The 26,204-nt window shown below is 43.2% G+C and carries 23 protein-coding genes, 1 pseudogene and 1 riboswitch; of the genes and pseudogenes, 19 read left to right on the plus strand and 5 right to left on the minus strand.

Going from position 1 to position 26,204, the window contains the following annotated elements; genetic code table 11:
- Positions 1–130 precede the first annotated feature (130 nt).
- The 13 genes and pseudogenes from cbiB (at position 131) to AC6I5A_RS06055 (ending at position 15,576) form a co-directional block, all read left to right on the plus strand.
- Positions 131–1,102: an adenosylcobinamide-phosphate synthase CbiB gene (gene cbiB, locus AC6I5A_RS05995; protein ID WP_497900536.1), complete on the plus strand. Its 972-nt coding sequence runs from the start codon at positions 131–133 to the stop codon at positions 1,100–1,102.
- Between the two features lie 26 nt (positions 1,103–1,128).
- Complete coding sequence (locus AC6I5A_RS06000; RefSeq protein WP_034612992.1) at positions 1,129–2,553, plus strand: cobyrinic acid a,c-diamide synthase CobB; 1,425 nt, start codon at positions 1,129–1,131, stop codon at positions 2,551–2,553.
- A 156-nt stretch (positions 2,554–2,709) separates the two neighbouring features.
- Positions 2,710–3,276, plus strand: a complete 567-nt coding sequence (locus AC6I5A_RS06005) for a DUF4434 domain-containing protein (protein ID WP_497900537.1) — start codon at positions 2,710–2,712, stop codon at positions 3,274–3,276.
- A gap of 17 nt (positions 3,277–3,293) precedes the next feature.
- Positions 3,294–3,713: a DUF4434 domain-containing protein gene (locus AC6I5A_RS06010; protein ID WP_497900538.1), complete on the plus strand. Its 420-nt coding sequence runs from the start codon at positions 3,294–3,296 to the stop codon at positions 3,711–3,713.
- A gap of 195 nt (positions 3,714–3,908) precedes the next feature.
- Entirely contained in the window at positions 3,909–5,039 is a 1,131-nt protein-coding gene (locus AC6I5A_RS06015) for a pyridoxal phosphate-dependent aminotransferase (RefSeq protein ID WP_034613021.1), read from the plus strand.
- Between the two features lie 243 nt (positions 5,040–5,282).
- Positions 5,283–5,792 carry an RNA polymerase sigma factor gene (locus AC6I5A_RS06020; protein WP_034612995.1) on the plus strand — a complete coding sequence of 170 codons (510 nt, stop codon included), beginning with the start codon at positions 5,283–5,285 and terminating at the stop codon, positions 5,790–5,792.
- The gene (locus AC6I5A_RS06025) at positions 5,792–7,060 is read left to right on the plus strand and encodes a DUF4349 domain-containing protein (RefSeq protein ID WP_034612998.1); all 1,269 of its coding nucleotides are present in this window, start codon (positions 5,792–5,794) and stop codon (positions 7,058–7,060) included. The genes AC6I5A_RS06020 and AC6I5A_RS06025 overlap by 1 nt, the downstream gene beginning before the upstream one ends.
- 511 nt (positions 7,061–7,571) lie before the next feature.
- Entirely contained in the window at positions 7,572–8,111 is a 540-nt protein-coding gene (locus AC6I5A_RS06030; protein WP_034613024.1) for a nitroreductase family protein, read from the plus strand.
- A 52-nt stretch (positions 8,112–8,163) separates the two neighbouring features.
- Positions 8,164–9,798 (plus strand): PocR ligand-binding domain-containing protein, encoded by a 1,635-nt coding sequence (locus AC6I5A_RS06035; RefSeq protein ID WP_052167926.1) that lies wholly within the window; start codon positions 8,164–8,166, stop codon positions 9,796–9,798.
- A 150-nt stretch (positions 9,799–9,948) separates the two neighbouring features.
- A pseudogene (gene cls / locus AC6I5A_RS06040) lies at positions 9,949–11,373 on the plus strand (cardiolipin synthase).
- A gap of 85 nt (positions 11,374–11,458) precedes the next feature.
- Positions 11,459–12,028 carry a TetR/AcrR family transcriptional regulator gene (locus tag AC6I5A_RS06045; protein ID WP_034612999.1) on the plus strand — a complete coding sequence of 190 codons (570 nt, stop codon included), beginning with the start codon at positions 11,459–11,461 and terminating at the stop codon, positions 12,026–12,028.
- 116 nt (positions 12,029–12,144) lie between these two features.
- A complete protein-coding gene (gene lon, locus AC6I5A_RS06050) occupies positions 12,145–14,538 on the plus strand; it encodes an endopeptidase La (protein ID WP_052167927.1) in 2,394 nt (797 codons plus the stop codon).
- 189 nt (positions 14,539–14,727) lie between these two features.
- On the plus strand, positions 14,728–15,576 hold the full coding sequence (locus AC6I5A_RS06055; protein WP_034613002.1) for a YitT family protein: 849 nt from the start codon (positions 14,728–14,730) through the stop codon (positions 15,574–15,576).
- A 12-nt stretch (positions 15,577–15,588) separates the two neighbouring features.
- On the opposite strand, the gene AC6I5A_RS06060 is transcribed toward AC6I5A_RS06055, so the two are convergent.
- The gene (locus AC6I5A_RS06060) at positions 15,589–16,320 is read right to left on the minus strand and encodes a polysaccharide deacetylase family protein (protein WP_034613032.1); all 732 of its coding nucleotides are present in this window, start codon (positions 16,318–16,320) and stop codon (positions 15,589–15,591) included.
- A 118-nt stretch (positions 16,321–16,438) separates the two neighbouring features.
- On the opposite strand from AC6I5A_RS06060, the gene AC6I5A_RS06065 reads away from it, so the two are divergent.
- From AC6I5A_RS06065 to AC6I5A_RS06085, 5 genes are all read left to right on the plus strand, one after another.
- Complete coding sequence (locus AC6I5A_RS06065; RefSeq protein ID WP_034613006.1) at positions 16,439–17,383, plus strand: N-acetylglucosamine kinase; 945 nt, start codon at positions 16,439–16,441, stop codon at positions 17,381–17,383.
- A 66-nt stretch (positions 17,384–17,449) separates the two neighbouring features.
- Entirely contained in the window at positions 17,450–21,043 is a 3,594-nt protein-coding gene (addB, locus tag AC6I5A_RS06070; RefSeq protein WP_497900539.1) for a helicase-exonuclease AddAB subunit AddB, read from the plus strand.
- Between the two features lie 105 nt (positions 21,044–21,148).
- A complete protein-coding gene (locus AC6I5A_RS06075) occupies positions 21,149–21,814 on the plus strand; it encodes a sigma factor (RefSeq protein ID WP_052167928.1) in 666 nt (221 codons plus the stop codon).
- Positions 21,811–22,728 carry an anti-sigma-I factor RsgI family protein gene (locus AC6I5A_RS06080; RefSeq protein WP_034613008.1) on the plus strand — a complete coding sequence of 306 codons (918 nt, stop codon included), beginning with the start codon at positions 21,811–21,813 and terminating at the stop codon, positions 22,726–22,728. The genes AC6I5A_RS06075 and AC6I5A_RS06080 overlap by 4 nt, the downstream gene beginning before the upstream one ends.
- A gap of 299 nt (positions 22,729–23,027) precedes the next feature.
- Positions 23,028–23,103, plus strand: a riboswitch (cyclic di-GMP riboswitch).
- Between the two features lie 109 nt (positions 23,104–23,212).
- Complete coding sequence (locus AC6I5A_RS06085) at positions 23,213–24,496, plus strand: DUF5667 domain-containing protein (RefSeq protein ID WP_052167929.1); 1,284 nt, start codon at positions 23,213–23,215, stop codon at positions 24,494–24,496.
- Positions 24,497–24,698: 202 nt separating this feature from the next.
- On the opposite strand, the gene tnpA is transcribed toward AC6I5A_RS06085, so the two are convergent.
- The 3 genes from tnpA to AC6I5A_RS06100 all read right to left on the minus strand — a co-directional run bounded on the left by tnpA (position 24,699) and on the right by AC6I5A_RS06100 (position 25,543).
- Positions 24,699–25,103, minus strand: coding sequence for an IS200/IS605 family transposase (gene tnpA, locus AC6I5A_RS06090; RefSeq protein ID WP_034613011.1), 405 nt, complete (start codon positions 25,101–25,103; stop codon positions 24,699–24,701).
- 153 nt (positions 25,104–25,256) lie between these two features.
- On the minus strand, positions 25,257–25,394 hold the full coding sequence (locus AC6I5A_RS06095) for a hypothetical protein (protein ID WP_497900540.1): 138 nt from the start codon (positions 25,392–25,394) through the stop codon (positions 25,257–25,259).
- Positions 25,395–25,414: 20 nt separating this feature from the next.
- Complete coding sequence (locus AC6I5A_RS06100; protein ID WP_034613013.1) at positions 25,415–25,543, minus strand: hypothetical protein; 129 nt, start codon at positions 25,541–25,543, stop codon at positions 25,415–25,417.
- A gap of 106 nt (positions 25,544–25,649) precedes the next feature.
- On the opposite strand from AC6I5A_RS06100, the gene AC6I5A_RS06105 reads away from it, so the two are divergent.
- Entirely contained in the window at positions 25,650–25,799 is a 150-nt protein-coding gene (locus tag AC6I5A_RS06105) for a hypothetical protein (RefSeq protein WP_497900541.1), read from the plus strand.
- An 81-nt stretch (positions 25,800–25,880) separates the two neighbouring features.
- Here the strand turns inward: AC6I5A_RS06105 and AC6I5A_RS06110 are convergent.
- Positions 25,881–26,204, minus strand: a 324-nt coding sequence (locus tag AC6I5A_RS06110) for a hypothetical protein (protein ID WP_497900542.1), incomplete at its 5' end; no start/stop codon positions are given.

Here is a 26,204-nt window from a genome sequence, read left to right on the forward strand (position 1 = left end):
TTGTAAATGGTGGGGTGCCCACGTGTATTCACACACTGCATTGCGTGGGCAGCGTCAGATGTTAATAAGAGACAGGAGTATAGGGGGGAGCTTAGGGGTGGGATCTTAAGGAAAGACCGGGTAAATTAAAATGATGAATACGATGACTATGCTCTCAGCGACTCCCCCGCTCATTGTACTGATCGGCTTTCTTCTCGACCAAGTCATTGGGGATCCCCGCCGCTGGCCCCATCCTGTCGTGGGAATTGGAAACTTCATTGCCTTATTAGAACGGCATTTGAACTTGGGGACTCCAGTGATACGTCGTCGGTATGGAGTTCTGTTAACCTTCCTGGTGGTGGGAGGAAGTTATCTGCTCACCTGGGTTGCAGTATGGGGAGCGAATGCCCTTCATCCCTTGTTGGGCCTTGGCGTGAGTGCTTATTTTGTTTTTACTTCTTTGGCCGGTAAATCTCTGTTAGACGCGGGACAAAGTGTTTTGGTCCCTTTACAAAAGAGTAATTTAAGCGAGGCTCGTCTTCAGCTTGCCTGGTTGGTTAGCCGAGACACTGACAATCTTACCGAAGAAGGAATAATCAGGGGAACGATCGAAACTCTCGCGGAAAACTTCGTCGATGGAATTTTATCCCCACTTTTTTATGCCGCTCTGGGGGGTGCGCCTCTGGCAATGGCCTTCAAGGCGATCAGCACTTTGGATTCAATGGTCGGTTACCGAAATGATCGGTATGAGGAGTTTGGCTGGTTCTCCGCCCAAACAGATGATTGGGCTAATTACGTGCCGGCACGGTTATCGGTCCTTCTCTTACTTCTAGCAGGCTGGTTAAGGCGGATGCCGGTTCGCCGGACTTACCAAATCTGGAAACGGGATGCTTCAGGTCATCCCAGTCCGAACGGTGGTAATCCGGAAAGCGTCGTTGCCGGGTTACTGGGCGTTCGTCTGGGCGGGATTAACAGCTATCATGGTCAGCCTCATCACCGAGCGGAAATGGGAGATGCCCTTCATCCCGTCAATGCCTCGGACATTGTTCGTTGTTGTCATCTGGTTAGCACGGCAACGTGGTTATCCCTTTTGACAGCTTTACTAATAGCTTACATGGTTTAGCGAGGCTCGAAGAAAGGAGACACAGCATGAAGATCCCTCGGCTTGTCCTGGCGGGAACGCATAGCGGAGTGGGAAAAACAACCCTTGCTACTGGTCTGATGGCGGCTTTGAAAAAGCGTGAGCGACCAATCCAAGGGTACAAAATCGGACCGGATTACATCGATCCAAGTTATCATGCGGCAGCAACGGGTCGGGCTTCCCGCAATCTTGACTGCTGGCTTCTCGGTGAGCAGCTTCCTTCCGTCTTTGCTCAAAGTTCTGAGGAGCGTTGGGCGGTGATTGAAGGGGTGATGGGCTTATTTGATGGTATGAGCGGAACGGCTGGTTTCGGAAGTACGGCCGATGTAGCAAAACTCCTTCAAGCTCCCATTATCCTCATTGTCGAGGCTTCCTTGATGTCCCGAAGCGTAGCGGCCTTAGTTCATGGATTTAATACTTATGACCCTGAAGTGAAACTTCAAGGAGTTATCCTTAACTGCGTAAAATCTTCTGCCCAAGAAATAATACTTAGTGAAGCCTTGAATGATCTCCAAATCCCCGTCCTCGGAGTCCTTCCCAAAGAAGCGGCCCTGCATCTTCCGGAACGGCATTTAGGGTTGATCCCTGTGGGGGAGGGCGGACTATTAGATAGCTTTATTGATATACTCGCCGAGCGGGTAACCAAACACCTCGATTTGGAACAAATCGAACGTATTATGCTAGGCGCACCGGATCTCAACGAATCAATTTTTGGAAGAACGAACGCTAAGATGCAGATTGAAGATGGTTCCAGTACGAATACTCTCCTATTACCCGCTAAGCCAATCACTCAAGTGGATAAATTCCGGTTAGGCGTGGCACTGGATGAGGCCTTTCTCTTTTACTACCGTGATGCTTTAGACCTGGCAAAACGCCTGAATTTTATAATTCTACCGTTTAGCCCTTTACACGATGTTGCCCTCCCACCGGACCTTGACGGTATTTTTATCGGCGGGGGATTTCCAGAGCTGCATCTTGACCATTTGAGCAAAAATCGCACTTTCCTTGACGCTCTTCGCGCTTATGGGGCGAGTGGTAAACCAATTTATGCCGAATGTGGGGGTTACATGTATCTAGGACAGTCCATAACGGATTTTGAAGGAAGAGAATTCCCCCTAGCCGGTCTCATTTCCATGAAAGCAGATATGACAAGACATTTACAAGACATAGGTTATCGACGAGGAGTCTTCCGGGAGGATACTTTTTTAGGTCCTCGTGGGACAACGGTTCAAGGGCATGTATTTCATTATTCACGCGTGACCCATGATCATGAGTTCCCGCCCGCCTATGAATTGTTCAAAGGAGATCACTTTGTGCGAATGGAAGGATATGCCCGGGATAATATCGTCGCGTCCTATCTGCACCTTCATTTTTCAGGACAATCTGAGTTGCTTGAGCACTGGTTTACTTCGCGGTTTAGGAGATCACATTGATTCTTCATGGCTTATTGCCGATAAAAAATATGATCAATCTCTTAACAAGAATGATAAGTCATTCATACAATACAGAAAGGGGATAGGCTTATCCAGGGGAAATAGAGAATTCGACGAAGTGACATAGAAATAATACCGGATAAAGGATTTAAAGTGATGAAGATTGTACAGGCGCTTTTCAATTGGTGTAAAAGAATCGTTCGATTTTTCCGGTGGTTTCCTAAAAAAATACTGATTCGACCTAAGTTTAGCAGTTCCTTTATTCAATATTGGTATTGCCAGAGTTGGAGCTATGATCGTTGGGTTGCAGAGTTTCGAATGTTACAAACTATAGGTATTCATGAAATAATCCTTCAAAGTGTCGCCGATACCAAATCCAATTACGCTGTGTATCAGACTAAAATGAATGGGTATTCAAGCAACAGTGTGGATATGCTTGAAACGGCTCTGACAGCAGCCGATAGTATGGCGATGAATGTCCGGATCGGCCTGGGGTTTAACGATGATTGGTGGTCAATCGAAAGACAAGACGAAATATGGTTAAACAACGAAGCTGAGGTTAATAGTCTAATCGTCACAGAAATCATGATGATGTATGGTAAACATCAATCACTTGTGGGTTGGTATATACCATATGAGTTTAACTTTTTTATGGCTTTGACTCATGACCAACAGGCAAATTTGAATCAATTCTTTCTAAAAATTGCCCTACTATCAAATTAACTAGTATTAAATCTATAATGATCGCCCCGTATTATAATGCGCTGTTGTCTGGTCCTGTGACCTTAGCTATTTGGGCCAATTCAGTCCGCCATGTGTTGAAAGATACAAAGATAGATATTATTGCCTTACAAGATAGTATCGGAGCAGGTTTTAACAAGTTAGGGGATTTGGACGAAGTCTATGTCTCAACCAAAAAGGCCGCCAACGAAATTGGCCTAATTCTTTACGCAGTTACCGAAACATTTGGGGGGAATGAGATTAAAACCCTGCCGGCATCACAACGTCAGATTAATAAGCAATTATTCAGAGTTTCACCCTATGTAAGTGGATTTGTGGCTTTTAGTATTAGCCACTATCAAAATGGTAATGAATCCAACCAATTAAACGGTTATAAAGACTACTATCATTACTATCTCAAAGCAAGCAGCAAACAATAACAGTGTTAATGCAAACTAACAATATACCAGATCCAAATCAAGGCATGGACATAGAATACACGGAATTACATAAGAAGAAGGATTATGAACATATATCGTTATTCTAACGAGCGAAGCGAGTATCATTCAGATACCCCGCAGCTTGCTGCGGGGAGTTTCATTATGGACGATTGTGTGAAAATATGGGGTGAAATTATGCACGGTGGAAATCTCCGAAGAGCGTATGAATTATATGGCTCGGATTCATTTATCGATCTTTCCGCAAATATTAATCCTTTTGGGCCGCCAACGGGGGTTTGGGAGTCTTTAAAACAAGGAATGGCGGAGATTGTGAATTATCCCGATCCTGAGAGCCGGTTCTTAAGAAAAATGCTTTCCAACAATTTGGGAATACCGACTGAATCAATCATGGTCGGTAACGGAGCAGGGAACTTAATATTCACAGTCGTGCAAGCGTTAAAGCCTAAAAAGGTTGCCATCCCGATCCCGGCTTTTAGTGAATACGAACGGGCTGCGCGTTCTGTAGGATCTGAAGTGAGCTATCTGCCGTTAGGTCCCGAAGGTTGGGCGAAATTTAATCAATTGGATGTACTAAGTGAAAACTCGAGAGACGAGAGTTATGTAGACCAACAGTGGCGTGAATTCCTTCAAGGGTGTGACTTACTCTTTCTCTGTTCCCCTCATAATCCGACGGGAAGTCTACTCAGGAAAGACATGTTAGAACTAATCCTCCGGCTAACTAAAGAATTAGGATGTCGGATTCTCTTCGATGAGTCTTTCCTTGATTTTCTGCCGGACGAGTTACGTCAGTCTGCGCGCACTTATCTGGAAACCAATGAACACCTTATTGTGTTATACTCCTTAACAAAGTTTTACAGCTTACCGGGTCTGCGTTTGGGTACAGTTTTTGCGCATAAGTCATTACTTGCCAGATTTGAAAAATACCGCGATCCTTGGTCCGTAAATGTTCTTGCGCAGCATGCCGGGATCGCGGCACTGGAGGATCTGGAGTTTTCTGATGACGTTCGGAAAAAATTGAGAGAGAGCAGGTCAATATTCTACGAGGAATTTACTTGCTGTGGTTTCGCAAATTTACGGCTTTGGCCGACCACTGTGAATTTTGCTTTGATCGAAGTAATCAATCACACTTCGGGAGAATTGACCCAACATTTAGGAGCACAAGGGATTCTTGTTCGTGACTGTGCCAACTTTACAGGTCTTCCGGGGAATTTTATTCGGGTTGCCATCAAAGATATTTTCGTTATGCGGCAGCTTATTGAGGGTTTGAAAAGTCAACTACTTACCACCCATGTGAGTGAGATTTAAGTCAGACTGTGTCTAATATGATATTATGGGATTCCTTTTTAGTTTGCCTTTCTGCAAAGTGGTTAAGACGCGAGTCTTATTTCTAAATTTTATGGATTCACTTCATCAGAAAAGGCGTTCGGGATACGTCTTTAGATATAGTAACCCCCCTTTACTTTCGAAAATGTCCAGGTTTGATAGTTCGGTAACTACTCTTGTGGGAATTTGAGCGTATTTGCAAAAAGGAAGGAGGCTGACGATGAAGTGGAAGCTGATTTATCCTTTGATGAGACCTATGAAGTAATTTTCCCATTAATCTACCGATTTGTATCCATCCGCGTACCTAAGCCGGATGTGGAAGATGTTTCTGCCGAAATTATCGTGAAAGTATGGCGGGGTTTGCCTGATATAAAGAAAAAAAACGCTCTTAAAGCTTGGGCGCTTAAGATTGCTTCCCATCAGATTGTCGATTATTACCGGACACATAAACGCATTCCCGCCTTGACTTTAGAAGAGATACAAAAGCCCCTGCCTCAGGAATCTGATCATAGTGAGACCTGGGCAACCCTTATGAGTGTTGGGGAAGCCTTGGCCAAACTCTCCCCTCAACAGGTTAATGTCATCCAACTCCGCTTAATCGAGGGTTATAGTGCCGGAGAAGTGGCGGAGATCTTAGGAACAACTCAACGTGCAGTCGACAGCCTATTATACCGAGCGAAGAAAGGGTTCCGTAAAATTTACCAGGGGAACCCCGACAAAGGAGGAAGAGGCTGATGAAATGGTTTATAAAGCGACCGGATCTCATATCTCTCTGGGAAGAAGATGGTGATTTGAAACGAATGAAAGCTTTCTTCCATACAATCCAGTCAGACTCAGAAGAAAATGAGCAAATCAAGCAGAGTATCAAACAAAAAACCCTTGAAAAAATGACAAAAGAAGAAGGGGCAGAAAAACCTGTGACTGGTATGAACAGGTTCGTTCAATGGATACGTACAAGGTTATGTATGATACCGGGGCGTAGGCAATGGAAACTCGGTATTTTGGTCGTAGGATTAGCGATGTTCGCGTTCATCGGGCAAGGGATTATGAACAATTCATTTAATCTACTCCCGCATATTGGGAGCGCAGAAACCCAATTAAAAGATATGGTTCAACAGACGCCGAGCACGAATAAAGCGGGTGGTATCGAGTCTAAGGGTGGGGCTGCCGACAATAGTTTGACCGAAAGAGATATAGCGGCGCCGCAATCGCCCTCTTCAAATAGTCCGGCTAACTCGTCAGCCAAAAGTGAGGCTATCCTAACCTATACTGACCCAATTGACCCAGCGGTTATTCCTCCGGCTGGTTCCGATATCCCTAGAAAGATTACACATAATTTATCATTATCCCTCGAAGTTACCGCTATTAATGACTCAGTTACTCAAATTAGCCGTGAAGTCCAACAAATGGGCGGGTATGTAGTTGAATCTCAACAAAACGGGTCGGACAGCAATTCATCCGCTCATTTAACGCTTAAGATCCCGGCCGATAAGCTTAATTGGTTAAACGATTCTCTTCCCACTTGGGGCAAAATACTCGAGCAACACATGTTAGCCAATGATATTACCAATCAATATTATGATTCCCAGGTTCGCCTACAAACTCTCGAGACCGAGGAAAAGCGATACCTCGAAATCTTAAACCAGGCCAAGACCGTGGAAGACGTTCTTAAAGTGGAAAACGCGCTGGGCAACATTCGTCAGCAAATTGAACAACTAAAGGGTCAACTTAAACTTTGGAACAATAATGTTGAGTATTCCACAGTGAACCTTCAGTTCGTCGCCCTGAAAAGCCCGAATCTCAAAGTGAAGAATCCTTGGCAGCCAATCGCTTGGAGTAATACTTGGAAAGCCACCCAGGATGCCGTACTGAAAACTATAAGCAGTGCATGGAATGTCCTTAATTATCTAGTCGTTGGGATAGGCTATGCGTTACCTTATCTGCTTATCGGTGTCTTAGGATGGGGATCTTACCGGGCGTGGAGGAAGTGGAAATCCCGTTAACCTGGGATTAAACGTGAATTGCTGGGTCGTCATTTTTCATAACGGCCTGGCTTTTTTGTGCTTGTCAGATAGTATAAGGCAACTAGGCAGTCACCTTCGCTGAGGCTGACAGAATGAATAATTCGTGCGAAGACAGTGTCTGCAAGAAGGGTTAATACAGTGTCTTCGTATGGGAGTCAACCAAGTTTTTTTATTCTTTCTTGGATCATTTACTTTCTTCCTTAGGAGGAAAACGAAGAAGAATGTTGAAAGGTGTAGAGGCGAATTATCCCCAGAGAATATTACCATGATGAATCGCATGGTTCCTGATTACTTCGAGTAAAATGATGCGTTCCATTCGCCCTTTCGGAATGATTAGGGGACATCCACGGGAACACGTTCAGTAAGTAATTGTTTCCGAACGTGCTGGTAATGATAAAATATTATATGGAGAGGATTTTTGGATAAAGAAAAAATTGCTTTTTTCTTTAATTTTTGTGCCTTGAGCGCAGCGAAAGGGAGGACACTAATTATGATTGAGCAGATTAAAATTCGTAGAAGTATAAGAAGATATCTTGATAAACCAGTTGAAGATGTCAAAATTATTCAATTAATTGAGAGTGCCAGGCTTGCTCCTTCTGGTGACAATTCACAACCTTGGCATTTCATTGTAATAAAATCGGAATTAATTAGAAATAAATTAGCTGAAGTATCTAAAAACCAAAAATGGATGCTTACAGCTCCAGTTTTTATTGCGTGTGTTGCAGATATACGTTCGAGAATAAATGATGATAGAGAAATATCGCTAAATGAAAATAGTCCACTGTTGGAACTAAAGTGGATTATCAGAGATACAGCCATTGCCGCTGAGCATATTGTACTTGAAGCTAACAATTTAGGCTTAGGAACTTGCTGGGTTGCATGGTTTGCCCAAGAAGAAGTCAGACCGATCTTAAATATTCCTGATGATAAATATGTAGTAGGTATTCTTACTCTTGGTTATGCCAACGAATTTCCGGAAGCTCGACCGCGTAAGAAACTTGAAGAGATGATTCACTATGAAAGTTGGTAAAAGACAATAATTAGAACGTTTTTTAAATATTATCACGGGAGGTTCATTTCAGATGAAATATAAATTTTCTGAAATATTTGATATTCCAAAACTCCAAAAGCTAATGGAAGGATTATATTTAGCATCAGGTATTCCTTCAGCTATTATCGATATTGATGGCAATATTTTGGTCGCAGTAGCCTGGCAAAATATCTGTACGAAGTTTCATAGGGTAAATATCGAAACTGAATTATCATGCAGACAAAGTGACCAATATTTAAAAGAACACTTGAGGGAACGGGGTAGTATTGTACCATATATTTATTATACATGTCCAAATGGTTTAATTGATGCTGCAGCACCAATTATTATTAACGGCGAACATTTAGCTTCAATATTTAACGGACAATTTTTATTTGAGAAACCTGATATTGAAAAATTTCGTAATCAGGCTAGAAAATACGGCTTTGATGAGGAAAAGTACCTTAAAGAACTAGTTAATGTACCGATTTATTCAAAAGACAAGTTGGATTCAATTATGCATTATTTTCTTCAGCTTGCAGAAATGTTAGGGGAAATGGGCGTAGATCGTTTTCGATTAATTGAATCTCAAAACAAGGTCTTGGAAGAAAGTGAGGCAAGACTGAAGACTATTATTAATAATACTCCAAATGTGGCTATTCAAAGTTATGATGAGGATGGAAAAATACTATTTGTTAACAAAGCATCTGAAACTATATTTGGTTGGGTTAGTGAAGAAATAGTAGGTAAAACTCTAGACCAATTGAACTGGAGTAAAGAAAATGCTGCGAATATGAATAAATTCAAAGACCTATTGGAATCATGTAAAACCAGGAAGCCATATAAAGCATTTGAATCGATTTATATTAATAAGCAAAGAATTAAAAAAAATATTTTTACAACGTTATTTCCTATAAATTTATTTGGAGGAAAACGAGAGTTTATTTCCATAGATATAGATATTACTGAAAAAAAACGTTTCGAAAAAGAAATGAAACGCTTAGATCAATTGAACATTATTGGTCAAATGGCCGCAGGAATTGGACATGAAATACGCAATCCAATGACCACTGTGCGTGGTTACCTCCAATTACTTCAAAACCGAGTTGAACTGCAAGCCTTCAAGAGTCAATTTAAGTTAATGATAGATGAAATAGACAGGGCAAATTCGATTATTACAGAGTTTTTAACTCTTGCGAAAACCAAGCCGACTAAAACAGAAGTATGTAAATGTAACTTAAATGAATTAATTTCTAAACTATTTCCGTTAATTCAAGCGGATACTTTTACACAAAATAAGCAGATAATCTTCGAACCTGGGGAAATTCCACAAATTCATTTGAATACGAAAGAAATCCGTCAACTTATTCTCAATTTGTGTCGTAATGGTCTGGAAGCAATGAAAGCGGACGGATGCTTAACGCTGAAAACATATAAAGATGGTCAGAATGTAGTTCTGAGTGTTCGGGACGAGGGAATTGGAATTCCAATTGAAAATCTAGATATGCTGGGGAAACCATTCTTTACTACAAAAGATATCGGAACTGGACTTGGGCTTGCTAATTGCTATAATATTGCAACTCGTCATAAAGCAAAAATTGATATAAATACCGGTTTGAATGGAACAACTTTTTTCGTTACGTTTAATTCAAACTGTGAATCCAGTGCTCAGTGTTTGTCGAGCTAGTTGTCGTTAAACTCAATATTAAGGTGAGCAATAATTGCTCCTCTTTTTTGTGCATACTAGAAATAGTGCCTTTCATAAAGTTCAACAAAATTAACACTATTAACTCTTCATCATTTAGATAGGAATCAGTACGGATAGGGCGTTGATATGATGGTATGGCCTTTTTTACTACTTATAAGCTCACTTCAAGTGATCCTGATTGGAGCAGTGATACTCTTAGAAAACAGAGCACCAGGAAAAACTGTGGGCTGGCTCTGTATTCTCGGGTTTCTTCCTGTCTTGGGATTTATCCTTTATGTAATCTTTGGTCGGAAAACTGAAGGACATCTATTGCGTTATAAACATATTTCCGATTATCAATTAGCCAAAGAGGTGTGCCGGCAAACTGTCTGCCATCATGGCGACATGTCGTCCCAACACACGGATGCGCACCACAAACTGGTTAGGCTTCTTTTGAATAGTGGTTTTGCCCCCTTAACTCATCATAATCGGGTTGAAATCCTTTTGAATGGAGGCGAGAAATTCCAAGCGTTATTCAATGCCTTAGAAGGAGCAAAGCATCACATCCACCTCAGCTATTATATCTATAAAGATGATGAAATAGGGGCGGACGTTTTGAAGATCTTAGCCCGCAAAGTTGTCGAAGGGGTGGAAGTTCGAGTTCTTTTGGATGGAATGGGAAGTATATCGCTTTCAGGCGGTTTTATAAGTAGTATGCGACAAGCAGGGATTCAGGCCGAATGGTTTTTCCCGATTCGTTTTCCTTTTCTAACAGCCTGACTTAACTTGCGCTACCATCGTAAAATCGTCGTGGTGGATGGATGTACCGGCTTTATGGGAGGACTAAATATCGGAGATGAATACTTGTCTCGTGACGCTAAACTAGGCTTTTGGCGGGACACGCATTTAAAACTGGAAGGGGAGGCGGTACATACTCTCCAATCTATTTTCCTGAACGATTGGTATTTTGTGACCCGTCAAGAGGTTCAAGGGGCCTGTTATTTTCCGCCAACTTTCATTCCGCAGGTGCTGCCCGTTCAAATTGTTGGGGATGGTCCGGATTCAAACAGGACGTCAGTTTTGCAGGGTTTTTTCCAGGCTATTACAATGGCTAAACACAGTGTCTCAATCGAAAGCCCATATTTTATCCCGGATGATAGTCTGATGATGGCCTTAAAAACAGCAGCGCTCAGCGGTTTAGACGTGCGGCTTATTGTGCAAGGAATCCCCGAGCAAAAACTAACGTACTGGGCAATGCATTCCTATTTTGAAGAATTGCTTCAAGCGGGGGTAAAGATCTTCAAATACATGAAAGGTACTCTTCATGCCAAAATCTTCTTCATCGACAATCATCTTGCATCGGTAGGATCCGCCAACATGGATATTAGGAGTTTCCTCCTTGATTTCGAGATCTGTGCCTTTGTATATGACCAGGCCTTAGTTGAAAGCCTGAAAATAGATTTTGAACAAGACATAAACGAGAGTATTGAACTTATCCTGAAAACCTTTCAAGAACGCCCTGTCCATGAACGCTTGAAAGAATCAAGCGCCCGCTTGTTCTCGCCTGCTTTATAGATTTCACTCATTCTGCTTGACAATAAATGAGCGATCGTTTATGATAGATATATCATCAGTTTTATCTAGAAGTTAGGCGGCGCGCATGAGAAAAAAAGATGACGAAAAGCAAAGATGCATTAAAATTGCAGTGATGCAGTTGATTCTGGAGGAGGGGTTCCAGGGTACATCTATTTCAAAAATAGCAAGGGCTGCCGGCGTATCTCCGGCGACAGTCTATATCTATTATGAAAATAAGGAGTCCATGCTAAGAGAAATTTATCAGGAATATTCTGAAGAAACGATACAATATTTGCTTCAATGTATAAGTCCCAATATGGTGGGAGAAGACATAATTGCGGAATTGATTCGACGATATTATTTCTTTATTATTGAAAACAAAGAAGTATTTCATTTTATTGAACAATTCAGTACTTGCCCGGTTCTTCAGAGCACTTGTCGTTCGATGAAGGGACCGGCGTATTTAAATCAGTTGCTGACGGATTTAAAGAAACGGCAAATCTTAAATGACTTTAACAATGATAATTTATACGCTTTTCTATTTTCCCCCGTAAAAACGATTGCTGTGAAAAGTTGTGAGTCAGAACACGTTGCAATGGAACGCTTAAACGAGTTGATATATATCATTCAAAAAGCACTTCTTAAAGATTTTTAAAACCTGGCTGATCCAGGGATATTTGGTCTCAAAAGATACTATTAGTCCTAAGCAAGGGTAATAGCTCGTTATTAACAATTAAATGAGCATTCATTTATGAAGAGGAGGTAATTTATATGATATTCGCAATAGAAAATCTGGTTTTATTACCAGGAATGACTTTTCCATTAAGAGTAGACCACTTAAGCGAGGATGAGCTGGCTTGTATCCGGGACAAAAATCATGAAATTGTGGCGTTGCCGATAAAGCAGCATCAGAACCGACATAAAATCAAAGTGGAGGATTTCTACACAACAGGTGTTGCCCTTGAAGTACTGGAGGTCAACCCCAGCGAGAAAGGATACCATGTCCAAGTCAGGGTCTTAAACCGCGTGGAAGTATTTGATATTCACATTGCAGAAAACATGATCACTGGAAAAACGATTTCCGTACAGGAAGTCATCGACCTCAACGAAAACGGTCAGAAAGAAATGCTGACATATATTAAAAATATAGCTCATCAAATTGGATCCTTGTTCAGAGAGTCAGAGGGTATTGTAAAAGCGATTGATAAGATAAAGGATCTTAATGTTCTGATAGGATATATCTCGCGGTTTCTTCCATTTTCAAAGGAAGAAAAATATACCTTGATGGAAACAGCGTCATTAAAGGAGCGCAGTTTGACGTTTATCGACTATTTCTTACATTATAAAGAGACAATTCAGCTCCAGATTGAAATGACGGAACGGTTTTCCGAAAAAGCGAATAAAAATTATCGTGAAGCAGTGTTGAGGGAACAACTGAGAGAGATTCAGAAAGAGCTGAATGAAGGCGAACCAGTCTCCGGCAAAAAGAAGAAAGATTACAAAACACGTATTGAAAAGGCACACATGCCTGAAGAGATTCGAACAGCCTCACTAGAAGAATTAAGCAAACTGGAAAGTCAGAATCCTGCGAGCTCGGATTATAATGTGATTCGAAACTATTTAGATCTTCTTGTAGAATTACCCTGGGAAATGAAAGCGGAGAAACTCGTCGATATTGGAGAAGCCCGGCGTATCTTAGGTGAGCAGCATTATGGCCTGGAAAAAGTAAAGGACCGTATCATACAGCATCTTGCGGTCATGCAATTGAAAAAAGATAAACACGGTTCTATCCTTTTGCTCGTGGGGCCCCCAGGAACAGGGAAAACAAGCTTGGGCAAGAGTATCGCGGAAGCATTAGGCCGAAAATATACCAGACTCAGTCTGGGCGGTATCCGCGATGAGGCTGAAATCCGTGGGCACCGCAGAACTTATGTAGGTGCAATGCCCGGACGCATCCTCCAAAGTATAAAAAAGGCTGGTGTAATGAATCCTGTTATGATTTTAGACGAAGTGGATAAATTGATGACGGGTTATAACGGGGACCCGGCAAGCGCATTACTCGAGGTCTTGGATCCTGAACAAAACAATACCTTTACAGATCATTATTTGGATTTGCCTTACGATTTGTCCAACGTATTTTTTATTGCAACAGCAAACTCACTTGAAAGTATCCCTGGCCCCTTGCTGGATCGTATGGAAGTTATCCAGCTTTCAAGCTATACAACGAATGAAAAGTTTCACATTGGTAAAAATCATTTAATTATGGGAGCATTGGAAGAACATGGCTTAACGGAGGCTGATGTCCAAATCAGCGATGAAACATTAAAGAAAATAATTTCAGACTACACCATGGAGGCCGGTGTCAGGGGACTAAAAAAACAATTGGCCGCCATTGCGCGAAGTGTCGTGGAAAAGATTGTACTTGGAACCATTGCAAAACCTTATATTGTTGAAGCGGATGCCTTGGAGGAGATTCTTGGCAGAAAAATGTCAAGGCATGACATGGCTCAGGAAATTAATCCGCCGGGTGTTGTCACCGGATTAGCGTGGACGCCGGTGGGGGGTGAGATCCTGTTTATTGAGGCAACAGAAATGCCTGGAAACGATCATATCATCTTAACAGGTCAGCTAGGGGATGTTATGAAGGAATCTGCAAGGATAGCTTTAAGTCTTCTGAAATCTCGGTTGCCTGTGAATGCCATTCAGTTTAAAGAAAAAGACTTGCATGTTCATGTACCGTCCGGAGCGGTTTCCAAGGATGGACCGTCTGCGGGAATCGCCCTATTTACGGCATTTACTTCATTAATTACCGGTATCATGGTGGATGCAAAACTTGCCATGACGGGAGAAATCACGCTCAGGGGCGTTGTTCTTCCGATCGGGGGATTAAAAGAAAAATTGATAGCCGCGGAACGTGCCGGGATCACGAAAGTCTTAATTCCAAAAGATAATATTGTTGATTTAAAGGATGTCCCGGAAGAAGTTAAAAATAAGATTCAAATTGTAACGGTGGAAACCATCGAAGATGTATTGAAAGAAGCATTAGAGATCACTTTACCTAAAATTGAACAAGTCTTGACGGGACCAGGATTTTTCACCAAGTTAAAGGAGCTGCCAAATCGATTAACCAGCTCCAATCTCTATGTACACAGAAAGAGTATGTAAGGGCTTAAGGGAGTTAAATGAACAAATATTTAATGCGTTGGTTGAGAAGATATAAATCTCACACCGGCGCATTTTTTCACTGTATCCTGCCAATGAACCTATGAGCAATTCTTTACTGAAAAGACAAATATATGTATAATTGATTATGCCCTGAGCTTGGAGACTTCATCAAAAATAGGGGGTAACCACTTGAAGTTAACTAAAAGAGTAAGGTCTATCCTCGGCATCCTTGGGATTGCCATAGGAGCCATCACTTCCGCCTACGGCGTTCAGGGTTTTATTGTCCCTTCCGGCTTAGGAGGTGGCGGAATTAGTGGGATCACATTGCTCCTTTATTATACAATCAAGCTTCCGATTGGACTGATGACCTTTATCTTAAATATCCCGTTATTAGTCTTGGGATGGCGTGAAATTAATAAGCATTTTGTCTTTAAGACGGTATGGGGATTAGCAATTTATTCAATATTTCTTGATTTGTTTAAAGGTATTCAGCCTATAGCCATCAACGATATTTTTTTAGGAGCACTTTATGGAGGGGTCATTTCAGGGATTTCCTCAAGCATTATATTTAGCCTCGGGGGCAGCCTGGGTGGAACAGACATCGTTTCCAAAGTCATTCTACGGAAATCCGGTGTGCCTATGGGAACATCAGCACTTGCCATTAACGGTGTCATTATCCTGATATCCTGGGCTATACTTGGTTCAAGAGTAGCATTGTATACATTGGTAAATTTGTTCGTCTATGGGCGTGTACTTGATCTCCTCCAGAATGGAGTGCCATCGAAATCTGTTACCATCATATCCGACCAATCCGAGGCTTTAGTTAACCGCATTATGATTGATTTAGGGCGGGGTGCGACTTTTTTACAGGGCAGAGGAGCATACTCTAACGAGCCCAAAAATGTGATTATCTGTGTCGTCAGTCTTCCCGAATTAGGAAGACTGAAACAGGCTGTGCGGGAAGTAGACCCTCAAGCCTTTATGATGGTCCAAAATGCCGGCGAAGTCCTCGGCAGGGGGTTCGTACCGAACGATTAAATTTCAGGGAAACTACTTTATTTCAGAATCCAACATTTTCAGCTCACTCAGGGTGGTTAATCGATAGCCGCGCCCTTGGAGAGCATCAATAAGCGGACCCAACGCTTTAACGGTTTGCGTACGCTGGTAACCCCCATCATGCAGGAGTATAATGGCGCCGGGGAAAACATTTTTAATAACATTGTCCACAATTTGTTTAATGCCTGGGTTACACCAGTCTCGGCTATCCACACTCCACAATGCCACCATGTGACCATTTTTTTGGATAGTTTTAAGTTGATTTTGGGATAAGAACCCGCCGGGAGGACGATAGAAATAGGTATGGGTACCGGTCGCAGCAAAGACCTCCTGGTCTGTCTGCTTGATTTCTTCAACTAAACGACGCTGCTGATAATCATGACGGAAACTATGGTTTCCGATTTCATGTCCTTCCATAACCAGACGCTTTAACAAAAGTGGGTTCGCATGAGCCGCCTGCCCCAAAACAAAGAAAGTTGCCCGGACATTCTTTTCTTTAAGGATATCCAGAACCTCCGGCGTATCGATTGAGTCCGGACCATCATCAAAGGTCAGGGCGATGAACTTTTCCTGAGTATGCGCCATATAATAGGTACCCGGAGCACGAACCAGGGAAGGTATTGTCAGTGAACGCAGGGAGATAGCGATAAGAACTCCTACGGTGATTAAAAACAGAATTCCAAATATCAGCTTCCTACGGGATAACACAAAAATGCGTACGTCAATCACCCCCCAATCGGCTTCTATATTAATACCTATTGAAGAATGCCAGGTTCCATGCATATTTACTTACAAAAAGACATTCTGCACTAAGGACAACAATGAGCGTAGGGAAGTGACAGGGATGCGTTTAAAAATCGGGGTGGATGGCGGAGGCAGTAAAACGGAGATTGTCGCCCTGGATCCTTCGGGGCGAGTACTTCGTTGTTTGCGCAAGCCAGCGAGCAATTACCATGCGGTCGGGATGGAACAAGCTGTCCGGCATATTACAGAGGGGATTTACGATGCCTTACAAGAGGAAACACCGGAAGGGATCGGAATCAGTCTGGCCGGTATTGACACACCCGAGGACTGGAAGGTTATGGCTGATGGCCTTAAGCAAAGGTTAAAGGTCTTTGCCCTGGAAACAATGATCCCTTACCAGGAGGTTCCTGTGGTTCTGGAAAACGATGCCTTTGGGGCTTTAATGTCCGTGCGCGGGAATTTTTCCGGGAATGTTTTAGTGGCCGGAACAGGGGCTGTTGCTTTAGGGGTTAACCCAGAGGGAGAGGTTTTTCGTGTAGGCGGATGGGGACATCTCATCGGCGATCAAGGAAGTGGCTACGATATTGGGCGTAAAGCCCTGGCAGCTACGCTGGCATCTTTCGACGGGTACGGTCCCAAGAGCATATTAGAGACTCTGATTACCGAATATTTGGGATTGACACAAGTGCAGGGTATCAGCTGCTGGCTATACCAGGGTAAACGCACGAACAAGGAAGTGGCAGCTTTGGTCCCGGTGGTCGTAGAAGCCGCCCGGACGGGCGACGCTATCTCTAATTTGATCCTAAAAGAGTCCGGCCAGGCTTTAGGTTTATTAACAAAGGCTCTCCTACGGAAAACCAAAGTCTTGGAGGTGGGTTTGGTCGGAGGAATTGTAACACATATATGGGAATATGTTGCACCGTCTTTTTGCTCCACTGTTCAAGAGGAGTTTCCTAACCTTCAAATACTGAAGCCAAATTATTCCCCGGCTGTTGGAGCAGCCTTCCTGAGTATGATCGGCCAAGTACGGCACATCGCATTTTAAAAAGAAGTTTGCTTTAAAGTTCCCTCGCGGTTGGGAACTTCATATCTCTGGAAGGGAGCGATTTACTTGGGGTTCCGTTTCGTATGCGGTCGCGCCGGAACAGGCAAGAGCACCTTATGTTTGGAAGAAATTCGCAAAGAACTTCGTCTGAAGCCTTGGGGAGCACCTCTTATCCTCCTTGTCCCCGAGCAGGCAACCTATCAGATGGAAGTAGCCTTAGCCAACACGCCTGATTTAGGCGGCAGTTTGCGAGCCCAGGTCTTGAGCTTTCGACGGCTGGGCTGGCGAGTGTTTTCGGAAACCGGGGGAGGGCAAAAAGTCCTGATCGGTGCGCTTGGCAAACGGATGCTCCTGCGTCGAATCCTCTTAAAGCATCGTCTTCATTTAAAAGCATTCGCCCGCTCCGCTACCCGGCCTGGTATGGCCGATCTCCTCGCTCAAGCGATCGGAGAATTTAAGACTTACCGGATTACCCCGGATGATTTACGTAAAGTTAAAGATGCAAAGGGACTATTATTGAATAAACTCCAGGACTTAGCCCTTATTTATGAAGAATTTCAAGCAGCTTTAGGACAAGAAATCCGTGACCCTGATGATGAACTTTCGCTTTTGGCAGAAAAGATCCCTGATGCACCCCTTATCCAAGGGGCGCGGGTCTGGGTGGACGGTTTTACGGGATTTACCCCTCAGGAATTAGAAGTCTTAAAAATCATTATGACTACGGCTAAAGAAGTTGTCATCACTTCCCCACTTGATCCGGTTTTGCTGGCAGATGAACGTCAGCTGGAAGCGGGGCCTTTTAAAGTGGGGGAGGAGTTATTTGCCGGCGCTTGGCAAACTTATCAAGATCTCCAAGGCCTTGCCGCCGAGACCGGTGCCCTTTTACACCCTCCCGCCTTGCTTAAGAATGCGAAACGCTATAAACATCCCTGGCTCCGGCATTTGGAAAAATATTTCTTCACTTATCCGACAGTAGTTTACGGGGAGGTTCAGTCTTCGGCAGCAGTGTCCACCCTCGAGGAGTTCCCAGCTAGTCCGGAGAGTACCACAGGGGAAGGAATTCAGATCTTTTCAGCCGTCAACAGACGGGCTGAAGTGGAAGGTATTGCGCGGGAACTTCGACGTTTAGCGAGGGATGAAGGACTCCGTTGGAATGAAATGGCGGTCATGACTCGCGACCTCACAGGTTATCATGAGCTGATTACACAGGTGTTCACGGCCTATGAGATACCTCATTTTTCAGATCATAAACGTTCTGTCCTCCATCATCCCCTGATTGAGCTGATGCAAGCCCTACCTGAAGTGGCCGAGAGCCATTGGGCTTACGAACCACTTTTTCGCTGTTTGAAGACGGATTTTTTCCCACTTCCGCGGGATATCATCGATCGACTGGAAAACTACGTGCTCGAACATGGAATACACGGAGAGGACTGGAACAGAAACGTAGCCTGGAGATATCATCGTCAATGGTCTCTGGGGCAAAATGAGGCCCAACTTGCCGGCGAGCTTAAGTTTCAAGCGGAGCTAAACTCCTCCGGGCAGACTATTTATGATTTCCTTAGCCCATTTATGCAAAAGGTCAGACCGGGTAGCCAAGCTGACTGTTTAACTGTACGGGAAGTTACCGAAACTTTGTATGCCTGCTTAGAAAGGCTTGATGTTCCGGCGACCTTAAAGAAGTGGTCAGAAAAAGACCAAGCCATGGGAGAACCCGGCTTGGCCAAGCTGCACGAACAAATCTGGGAAGCCGTCATCCAAGTCCTGGATGAAATAGTCGCCGGATTAGGGGAAGAATGTTTGGAGCTGGAGGAATATGCTTTAATTCTTGCTTCCGGGCTGGAAGCGATCGAACTCGGGCTGATTCCCCCCGGGCTTGACCAAGTCCTGGTGGGGTCATTGGATCGTTCACGGAATCCTGAAGTACGGGTTCTCTTTCTGCTTGGTGCTAATGAGGGTGTACTTCCTGCTCGACCTGACTCCGCCGGGGTACTTGATGCAGAGGAAAGGGAACAATTGGAGAAAGCAGGGGTCGCCCTGGCTCCGCAAGGGAAGGCTCAGACGTTTGAAGAACAATTCTTTATCTATACAGCACTCTCCCGAGCTACAGAACGACTTGTTGTCTGTTATCCCTTGACTGATGAAGAGGGGAAAGGGCTGGCGGTTTCGCCTGTTGTCACCCGGCTTAAGAAGCTTTTCCCGCTTTCAGAGAGCTTCCTGGGAAACCAGGAGGACATTAACCTCATTTGTCAAGCAAATTCTACACTGCAAGCCTATGCCGAACAACTCCGCACGTTGCGCAAAGGAAAGCTGCTTTCTCCCCTTTGGGAGGCTGCAGAAATGTGGTTGAATCAGGATCCTGGCCGCCAAAATCAAGCGAAGCGTTTGCAGTCCAGTCTCGTAACCCAAAATCAGGAAGTTAGGATTCAACGCCCCCTGGCGCGCCGTTTATACGGTAGACGCCTGATGGCCAGTGTTTCTCGTTTAGAACAATTCGCCAGGTGTCCTTTTGGACATTATGCCCATTATGGTCTGAAGCTTCGTGAAAGATCTAACTATCAGCTATCGAGCCCGGATATGGGTGAATTTTTCCATGCTCTCCTGCATGATTTCGCAAGCCAATTGCAGGAACGGGGCTTAGACTGGGGAAAATTAACTAAGGAAGAATCCTGGGCCCTGGTCAGTGAACTGGCGGAGCAGCTCGCCCCAAGTCTACAGCATGAGATCCTTCTGAGCAGCGCCCGCTACCGCTATTTAACTCAGAAACTCAAACGAACCGTTCATCACGCTGTGCGCGTGCTCGGAGAGCATGCCCGCCGAGGGATATTTATGCCGATCCGGCTTGAAGTGGGTTTTGGCCCGACAGAAACGCTCCCTGGGGTCGACATTCCGTTATCGGAAGACGATTCACTCCTGATACGCGGGCAAATCGACCGTGTCGATGCCGCGTTCTTAGATGGAAAAGTGTATTTGCGGATCCTTGATTATAAATCCCGCGAATTATCCTTAGCGCTTGATTCAATCTATTATGGATTAAATCTCCAATTGCTTACTTATTTGGATGTCGCTTTGCATGGAGCTGAAGTCTTGCTAAATACGACTTCCGCTTTGCCCTTCTTGGAAACAGGTTTCGAAAATGTAGGGGCTGAAGTTGCCGCAGTAAGGGATGACGTCTTTCCTCAGAAGATTCCGGCGGGGTTTCTGTATTTTCCCGTGTTGGAACCCCAGCTGGAGGAGAAAATACCCCTCAGCTCGGAGGAGCTGGAACAGCACCGCGTTAAAGCCGTTAAAGTCAGCGGGTACTTATTAGCCAATCCACGTGTCTTGGAAGCTATGGATGCTTCCTTTTCCACAGGGCAATCCGATTTACTTAGATTAAAATTAAAGAAAGACGGGACCTTCAAAAAAGGATCAAACGTTCTGAGCGAGGATCAGTTTTCCCTGCTCAGCGGCTACCTTTATCAAAGGTTCCGTCAGACGGGTGAAGAAATTTTAAACGGTGATATTTCCCTCTCCCCTTACCGGCGAGGGAAGAGTACGGGATGTCAGTATTGTTCCTATAAACCCGTCTGCCACTTTGACCCCTACCTGCCGGAAAATCGCTACCGGGATCTGCCTATCTTAAAGCAAGAGGAGATCTGGAGACGCCTGGAAGGCAGCTAATAATCCATTTGGAGTGGTGGCAACTTGTATTATTTAGGGCAAGAAAATAAGAGATAAGTTCAGAATGCGATATTGTTATATGCTCGCTAACTGGAGGTGAGGTCAGTGCGGAAACTCGACCAAATGGCTGTCGATGTGGTAAAAGATTCAAACAAGCTAGATGAGTTTATTGCTCGACATGAATTTTTCATTTTAAAAACTGCCGCAAAGACAGCGAAACACTATGTGTCTAAGAATGATGATGAGTGGTCAATCGCGCTGTCCGCTTTTTCGGATGCTTTAAAAAATTACGACTTTGGCAGGGGAAGCTTTATTGCCTTTGCTGAACTCATAATCCATAGAAGCCTTGTCGATTACTATAGGGCTCAAGGACGATATAGCTCGGAGGTTCAGGTTGAGCAGATTGAGGATGATGCGGTTATTATAAGTAACGATGATAACCTAAAGCTAGAAATCGAGGCTATAAACCAGATTCTCTCAAGTTATGGCTTTTCGTTTATGGACTTAGCGGATTGTTCCCCGAAGGCTCAAAAGACAAAAGTGGCTTGTGCCAAAGTTGTTATTTATTTATTGGATAAACCTGGTCAAGTCCACGAAATGAGAAATTCAAATCTCTTGCCTGTTAAAATAATCGAAAAGAATGCTGGGGTACCCCGAAAAATTTTAGAACGTCATCGAAAATATATAATAACAGCAGTAGAAATACTCCATGGAGACTATCCGTATCTCTCGGAATATTTAAGCTATATCAGAGGGGAGGTTGGGCGTTGAAAGCAGTCGTAGTGGAAATTAAAGACGGATACGCTGCATTGCTGCAGAACGACGGACGTGTAGTAAAAATGAAGAACAGAAATTTCACGATTGGAGATGTGATATACGTTAAGGAAAAGACAATATGGAGAAAAGGTAGAGTCAGTGCTGTGGTGGCAGCAGTTGCCATGTTTATGATGTTGTTGGGCGGAGGGACATGGGCTTACGCAACCCCTTATTATACTGTAAGCTTGGATGTTAACCCAAGTATAATGATGGATGTCAACTTTTTTGAGCGTGTAATTGGCTTTGAAGCTACTAACGAAGATGCAAAGGATATTTTAGCAGGACTTAGCTTAAAGAACAAAAATATTGAGGAAGCAATTACTCAAGCCGTTGCCCGTATAGAAGATGGCGGTTACTTGGTAGAAGGAGGCACTATCGTGATTGCCTCTGCTGCGAAAAACGAGGATAAAGCTGAGCGTATAGCGGCTAAGTTGGAAAAAGCAGCCGAAAAGGAAATCGAGAATAAGAATATAAACGCGACTGTCGATGCCAGAGGTATTGGCTATCAAAGTGTTCAGGATGCAAAAGATTGGGATCTTACACCCGGTAAATATAATATTATCACCAATGTGCTTGGCCAAACGGTCGATGAACGTAATGTAGATAAGTATAAAGAAATGACAGTCAAACAACTAATGGAAACTTATAAAGAAAAAGGAGTAAAAGGTATAGAGGATAAGAAGTTGAGAGATAGTGAACAGTCCGAAGGTAAAGGTCCAAAGGATGAAGATGTAAGGACAAATAATGAGAAGGTTAAAGGAACTACAGCACCTGAACCGGTTCAATTAAAGGCTGAATTAGAAGTGGATGAGGGCGATGGGGCTGGTCAGAATAATGGTCAGGAAAAAAACAAAAAACATAAAGAATAAACTATAAGAGAACATATAAAGGTCTTTGGTGGTACCAAGGGCCTTTATATATTGTAGAGGATTCCAGAGGATGTAGAATCAATGGTGATTATAGTTGAATTATTGGTTTTTCTAAACAGATAGCAAAGGAGGGAAACCTTGAGCATCACAAAGTATACATGAGTTGTTCAAGTCTACGATATGAAATTCAAATCTCTAGCCCGTTAAAAATAATCGAAAAAAATGCTGGGGTACCCCGAAAAATTTTAGAACGTTATCGAAAATATATAATAGCAGCGGTAGAAAGACTCCATGGAGACTACTGATGATGGCAAACCTGTTGAAAAGCAGGGACGCAAAGCTAGAGGGCCTGTAAAATGGCAGCCAGCTACCAAAGGGGGGTTTTTTTGATTAGTATGTAATCCGCCTTCGTATTTAAGCGTATGGGGAATGGGAAACAACCCACAAAATGGAAGACCAAATTTATTAAGGGAGTAGAAGTAAAATGAAAAAGTTATCAGTACTAGTGATAACGTTAATGTTATCCTTTACGGTCAATGCAGGTCTAGTCTTAGCTGAAACAGGACAACCCACTGAAGTTATTGTTGAGGCGCAAAACACTGAGGTAGCAGTAGAAGGCCAAACTTCGGTTACAGAAACTACAGAAGCTACAGAAATAAATTCGGAGGCAACAACAGCAGATACCACGACCACAGGTACCACGGCTGCTACAGAAGCGACTGACTGTGACGCAATTGGGACTGATACAGTCGTCGTTGATGAGGCTGGACAAGAGGTTGACCCAGGAACCTTGCCAGATTCGTTTCTTTCTTGGCTTGAAGAGTTAATTGAAAAAATCAAAGTTGCTTTGGCTGGTAATCCAATTGAGAAGGCACAACTCTTAGAAGAACAAGCGAATGAAGATCTTGCTGAAGCGACTGAGCTCGTTAAAGAAGGGGAAGCTAATGAAGAGCAGATTGAAGAGGCACTAACTTTATATACTACTAAAGTTGAAAAAGCGCTCGGATTTTTAGAGCAGGTTGAGAATACCGATTCAGATGAATACCAGAAGCTTCAAGAGGCTCTGACAAAGGTTAACACAAATAATGTGGTTGTCCTTGGGGGACTTCTTGAAAAGCTGCCTGCTCAGGCTGCAGAAAGAGTTGCTTTAAATATCGTTCGTGCGATGGAAAAAGCTATCGCCAAAGTAGAGAAAAAGGAAAGAAAGCTTGCTCCAGTTGAACAAGTTGAAACTGCTGATACAGATACAGCTGCTGAGGAAGAAGCAACTATAGGGACCTCTGCTGATACTAAAAGTGCTGAAACTGTTAACAATGCACAAGTGGATGAAGAAGTAGATCTCTCCGCGGAAGCAACAGAAATACTGACAACATTTGCTAAAGCCTTGGGCCTGGAAAAGGTTCCACAGGGTAACGCATATGGCTACTATTATAAACATAATAAAGAAGCTAAAGAAGCAGCAAAAGCGGCTAATAAAGCCAGACAAGTAACTGAGCAAACTGAGCAACAGGAAGAACAAGCCGAAGGGACTCAAGAGCAAACTGAGCAACAGGTAGAACAAGCCGAAGGGACTCAAGAGCAAACTGAGCAACAGGTAGAACAAGCTGAAGAGATTCAAGAGCAAGCTGAAGTTCAAAAAGAAGAAGTAAAAAGTTCTTCTAAACAGAATAAAGAAAATAACCGTAATCATGACAAGGGCAAAAATGGTGATCGGAATCGCGACTATTTGCATTCCCTTTCATTTTGCGTAAGTTCAAATTTATCATAAGCCGTAGTAAGGAAAAAGAAGGCCGTCCTAAACTTTTAAAGTATGGGACGGTTTTCTGTTACTAGATATTGTGCAGTCTATCCCTTCTGGAGTTCGGGGTCCCTTGAATTCCCCGGGCCGATACATTTGAAGCATTTATATCAACTCAATTTTGTTCTTTTGTCGGCCAGATTCTAAACCTGTATACCGTTTGCAAGCCTAATCAACTCCTTTCGCCTTGCGATTCGATATATTGCTTTAGGACTGCCAATGGTGCGCCGCCTGTTGTAAGAAGGCAGAAACTTTTTGACCAAAACATCTCTTTCCAAAGCATCTTTCTTACCTGGGGAAACTCTTTTTTTACCAGTCTGGAAGAAGCACTCTTGAAGGCGTTGAGGTATTTACTGATTTCCGTGTTCGGGTGGGCTTTGAAGAGAATGTGAACATGGTCTTTATCATGGTTATACTCTAAAAACGTAATATGATAATTAGTGCCAATCGTCTCGCCAATCTCGCGGATGCGTTTGGCAATCTTATCATCAATGACCTTACGACGATATTTGACACACATCACAAGATGATAGGTCAGCAGGAACACAGAATGGTTATTTGTGTCTAATTGATGCATATAATCAATCTCCTTGGTATTTACGACTGATTATATTATAGCACGATCTGGTTTCTATTTCCAGCCTAATGAGCGATTCATCCCCCACCTATAGAGGATGGGGGATGAATCGCCAGTTATATTAAAATGATAGCCTGTTTAATATCGTATTTTTTAGAAGATCACACCTAAAGCGATAAGAATCAAAATAGCAATAGCAATAATTCCTACACCAACCCCACAACCAGCAGCAACTGGGGCGACAGGGGGGCGACAGCATGCTCCGCCAAAACCATAACCCATTCCGTACATTAATTTTTTCCTCCTTTAAATTAGAATACGATACCCATTGCGATAAGCAGAAGAATAATAACGACCACTACAGCGATTCCTGCACCAAAGCCGCGTCCACAACCACAAGCGGCACCATCAACAACTCCATCAACAGCTCCAAATGCCATTTGCATTTCCTCCTTTTTCCAAAGATAGTTCATAATATGTATGTTAGGGAGAAAATGGTACTACAGGGAAATATAGTACAATCCGAAGCTGTGGGAGTAGTTGAGTTTGGTAAAGTTCAACGCCAAGACGGGGCTGGATTCAAGGGTTAACGATAAGAATTATTCAACACTTGGCGCTGAGATTGAGCGTATGCGGGAACATAGGCAGAAATTAAAAGAAAAGAAGACCCAGCTTCTGGAAAACCTGCAAAGATAGGAATAGATCATTCGCTTTAAGTCCGAAAGCGAATGATCTATTCCAGTATCTTAGCCATAGTTTTTACATAGAAGCTTCGCTTCAAAGTACCGGTAGAAGATCACGTCTCTGTTCAGACATAACTTGTTCGATAGCCTTAATAACTGTTTCACATTTTAAATACACCATCTCCAGATGATCTTCAAATAAATTTAGGGTATCTCTTCCAATTATTATGGTAGAAGTAGGAGTTCTACTATTGAAGTATGTCTGGGTAATTTCTTTTAAGGACTTAATCTCAGGGTGAAGAAAATCAAATTCTTCCAGATCATTAATTGCATCAATCATTGGTAAGTAGCATGAGATGGCTATCAAATTATTATGGTGATTCCCCGCAGCCTTAGTAATTAACCTCAAGTTTTTAAC

It is taken from the genome of Desulfosporosinus sp. Tol-M2, from assembly GCF_059735615.1.

Coding starts and splice junctions, on each gene's coding strand:
- AC6I5A_RS06045 (WP_034612999.1), top strand. CDS start 11,459: ATGAGAAAAAAAGATGACGAAAAGCAAAGATGCATTAAAATTGCAGTG.
- AC6I5A_RS06025 (WP_034612998.1), top strand. CDS start 5,792: ATGAAATGGTTTATAAAGCGACCGGATCTCATATCTCTCTGGGAAGAA.
- AC6I5A_RS06035 (WP_052167926.1), top strand. CDS start 8,164: ATGAAATATAAATTTTCTGAAATATTTGATATTCCAAAACTCCAAAAG.
- AC6I5A_RS06015 (WP_034613021.1), top strand. CDS start 3,909: ATGCACGGTGGAAATCTCCGAAGAGCGTATGAATTATATGGCTCGGAT.
- AC6I5A_RS06085 (WP_052167929.1), top strand. CDS start 23,213: ATGAAAAAGTTATCAGTACTAGTGATAACGTTAATGTTATCCTTTACG.
- AC6I5A_RS06100 (WP_034613013.1), bottom strand. CDS start 25,543: ATGGCATTTGGAGCTGTTGATGGAGTTGTTGATGGTGCCGCTTGTGGT.
- AC6I5A_RS06065 (WP_034613006.1), top strand. CDS start 16,439: ATGCGTTTAAAAATCGGGGTGGATGGCGGAGGCAGTAAAACGGAGATT.
- AC6I5A_RS06000 (WP_034612992.1), top strand. CDS start 1,129: ATGAAGATCCCTCGGCTTGTCCTGGCGGGAACGCATAGCGGAGTGGGA.
- AC6I5A_RS06010 (WP_497900538.1), top strand. CDS start 3,294: ATGATCGCCCCGTATTATAATGCGCTGTTGTCTGGTCCTGTGACCTTA.
- tnpA (WP_034613011.1), bottom strand. CDS start 25,103: ATGCATCAATTAGACACAAATAACCATTCTGTGTTCCTGCTGACCTAT.
- lon (WP_052167927.1), top strand. CDS start 12,145: ATGATATTCGCAATAGAAAATCTGGTTTTATTACCAGGAATGACTTTT.
- AC6I5A_RS06095 (WP_497900540.1), bottom strand. CDS start 25,394: ATGTACGGAATGGGTTATGGTTTTGGCGGAGCATGCTGTCGCCCCCCT.
- cbiB (WP_497900536.1), top strand. CDS start 131: ATGATGAATACGATGACTATGCTCTCAGCGACTCCCCCGCTCATTGTA.
- AC6I5A_RS06030 (WP_034613024.1), top strand. CDS start 7,572: ATGATTGAGCAGATTAAAATTCGTAGAAGTATAAGAAGATATCTTGAT.
- AC6I5A_RS06005 (WP_497900537.1), top strand. CDS start 2,710: ATGAAGATTGTACAGGCGCTTTTCAATTGGTGTAAAAGAATCGTTCGA.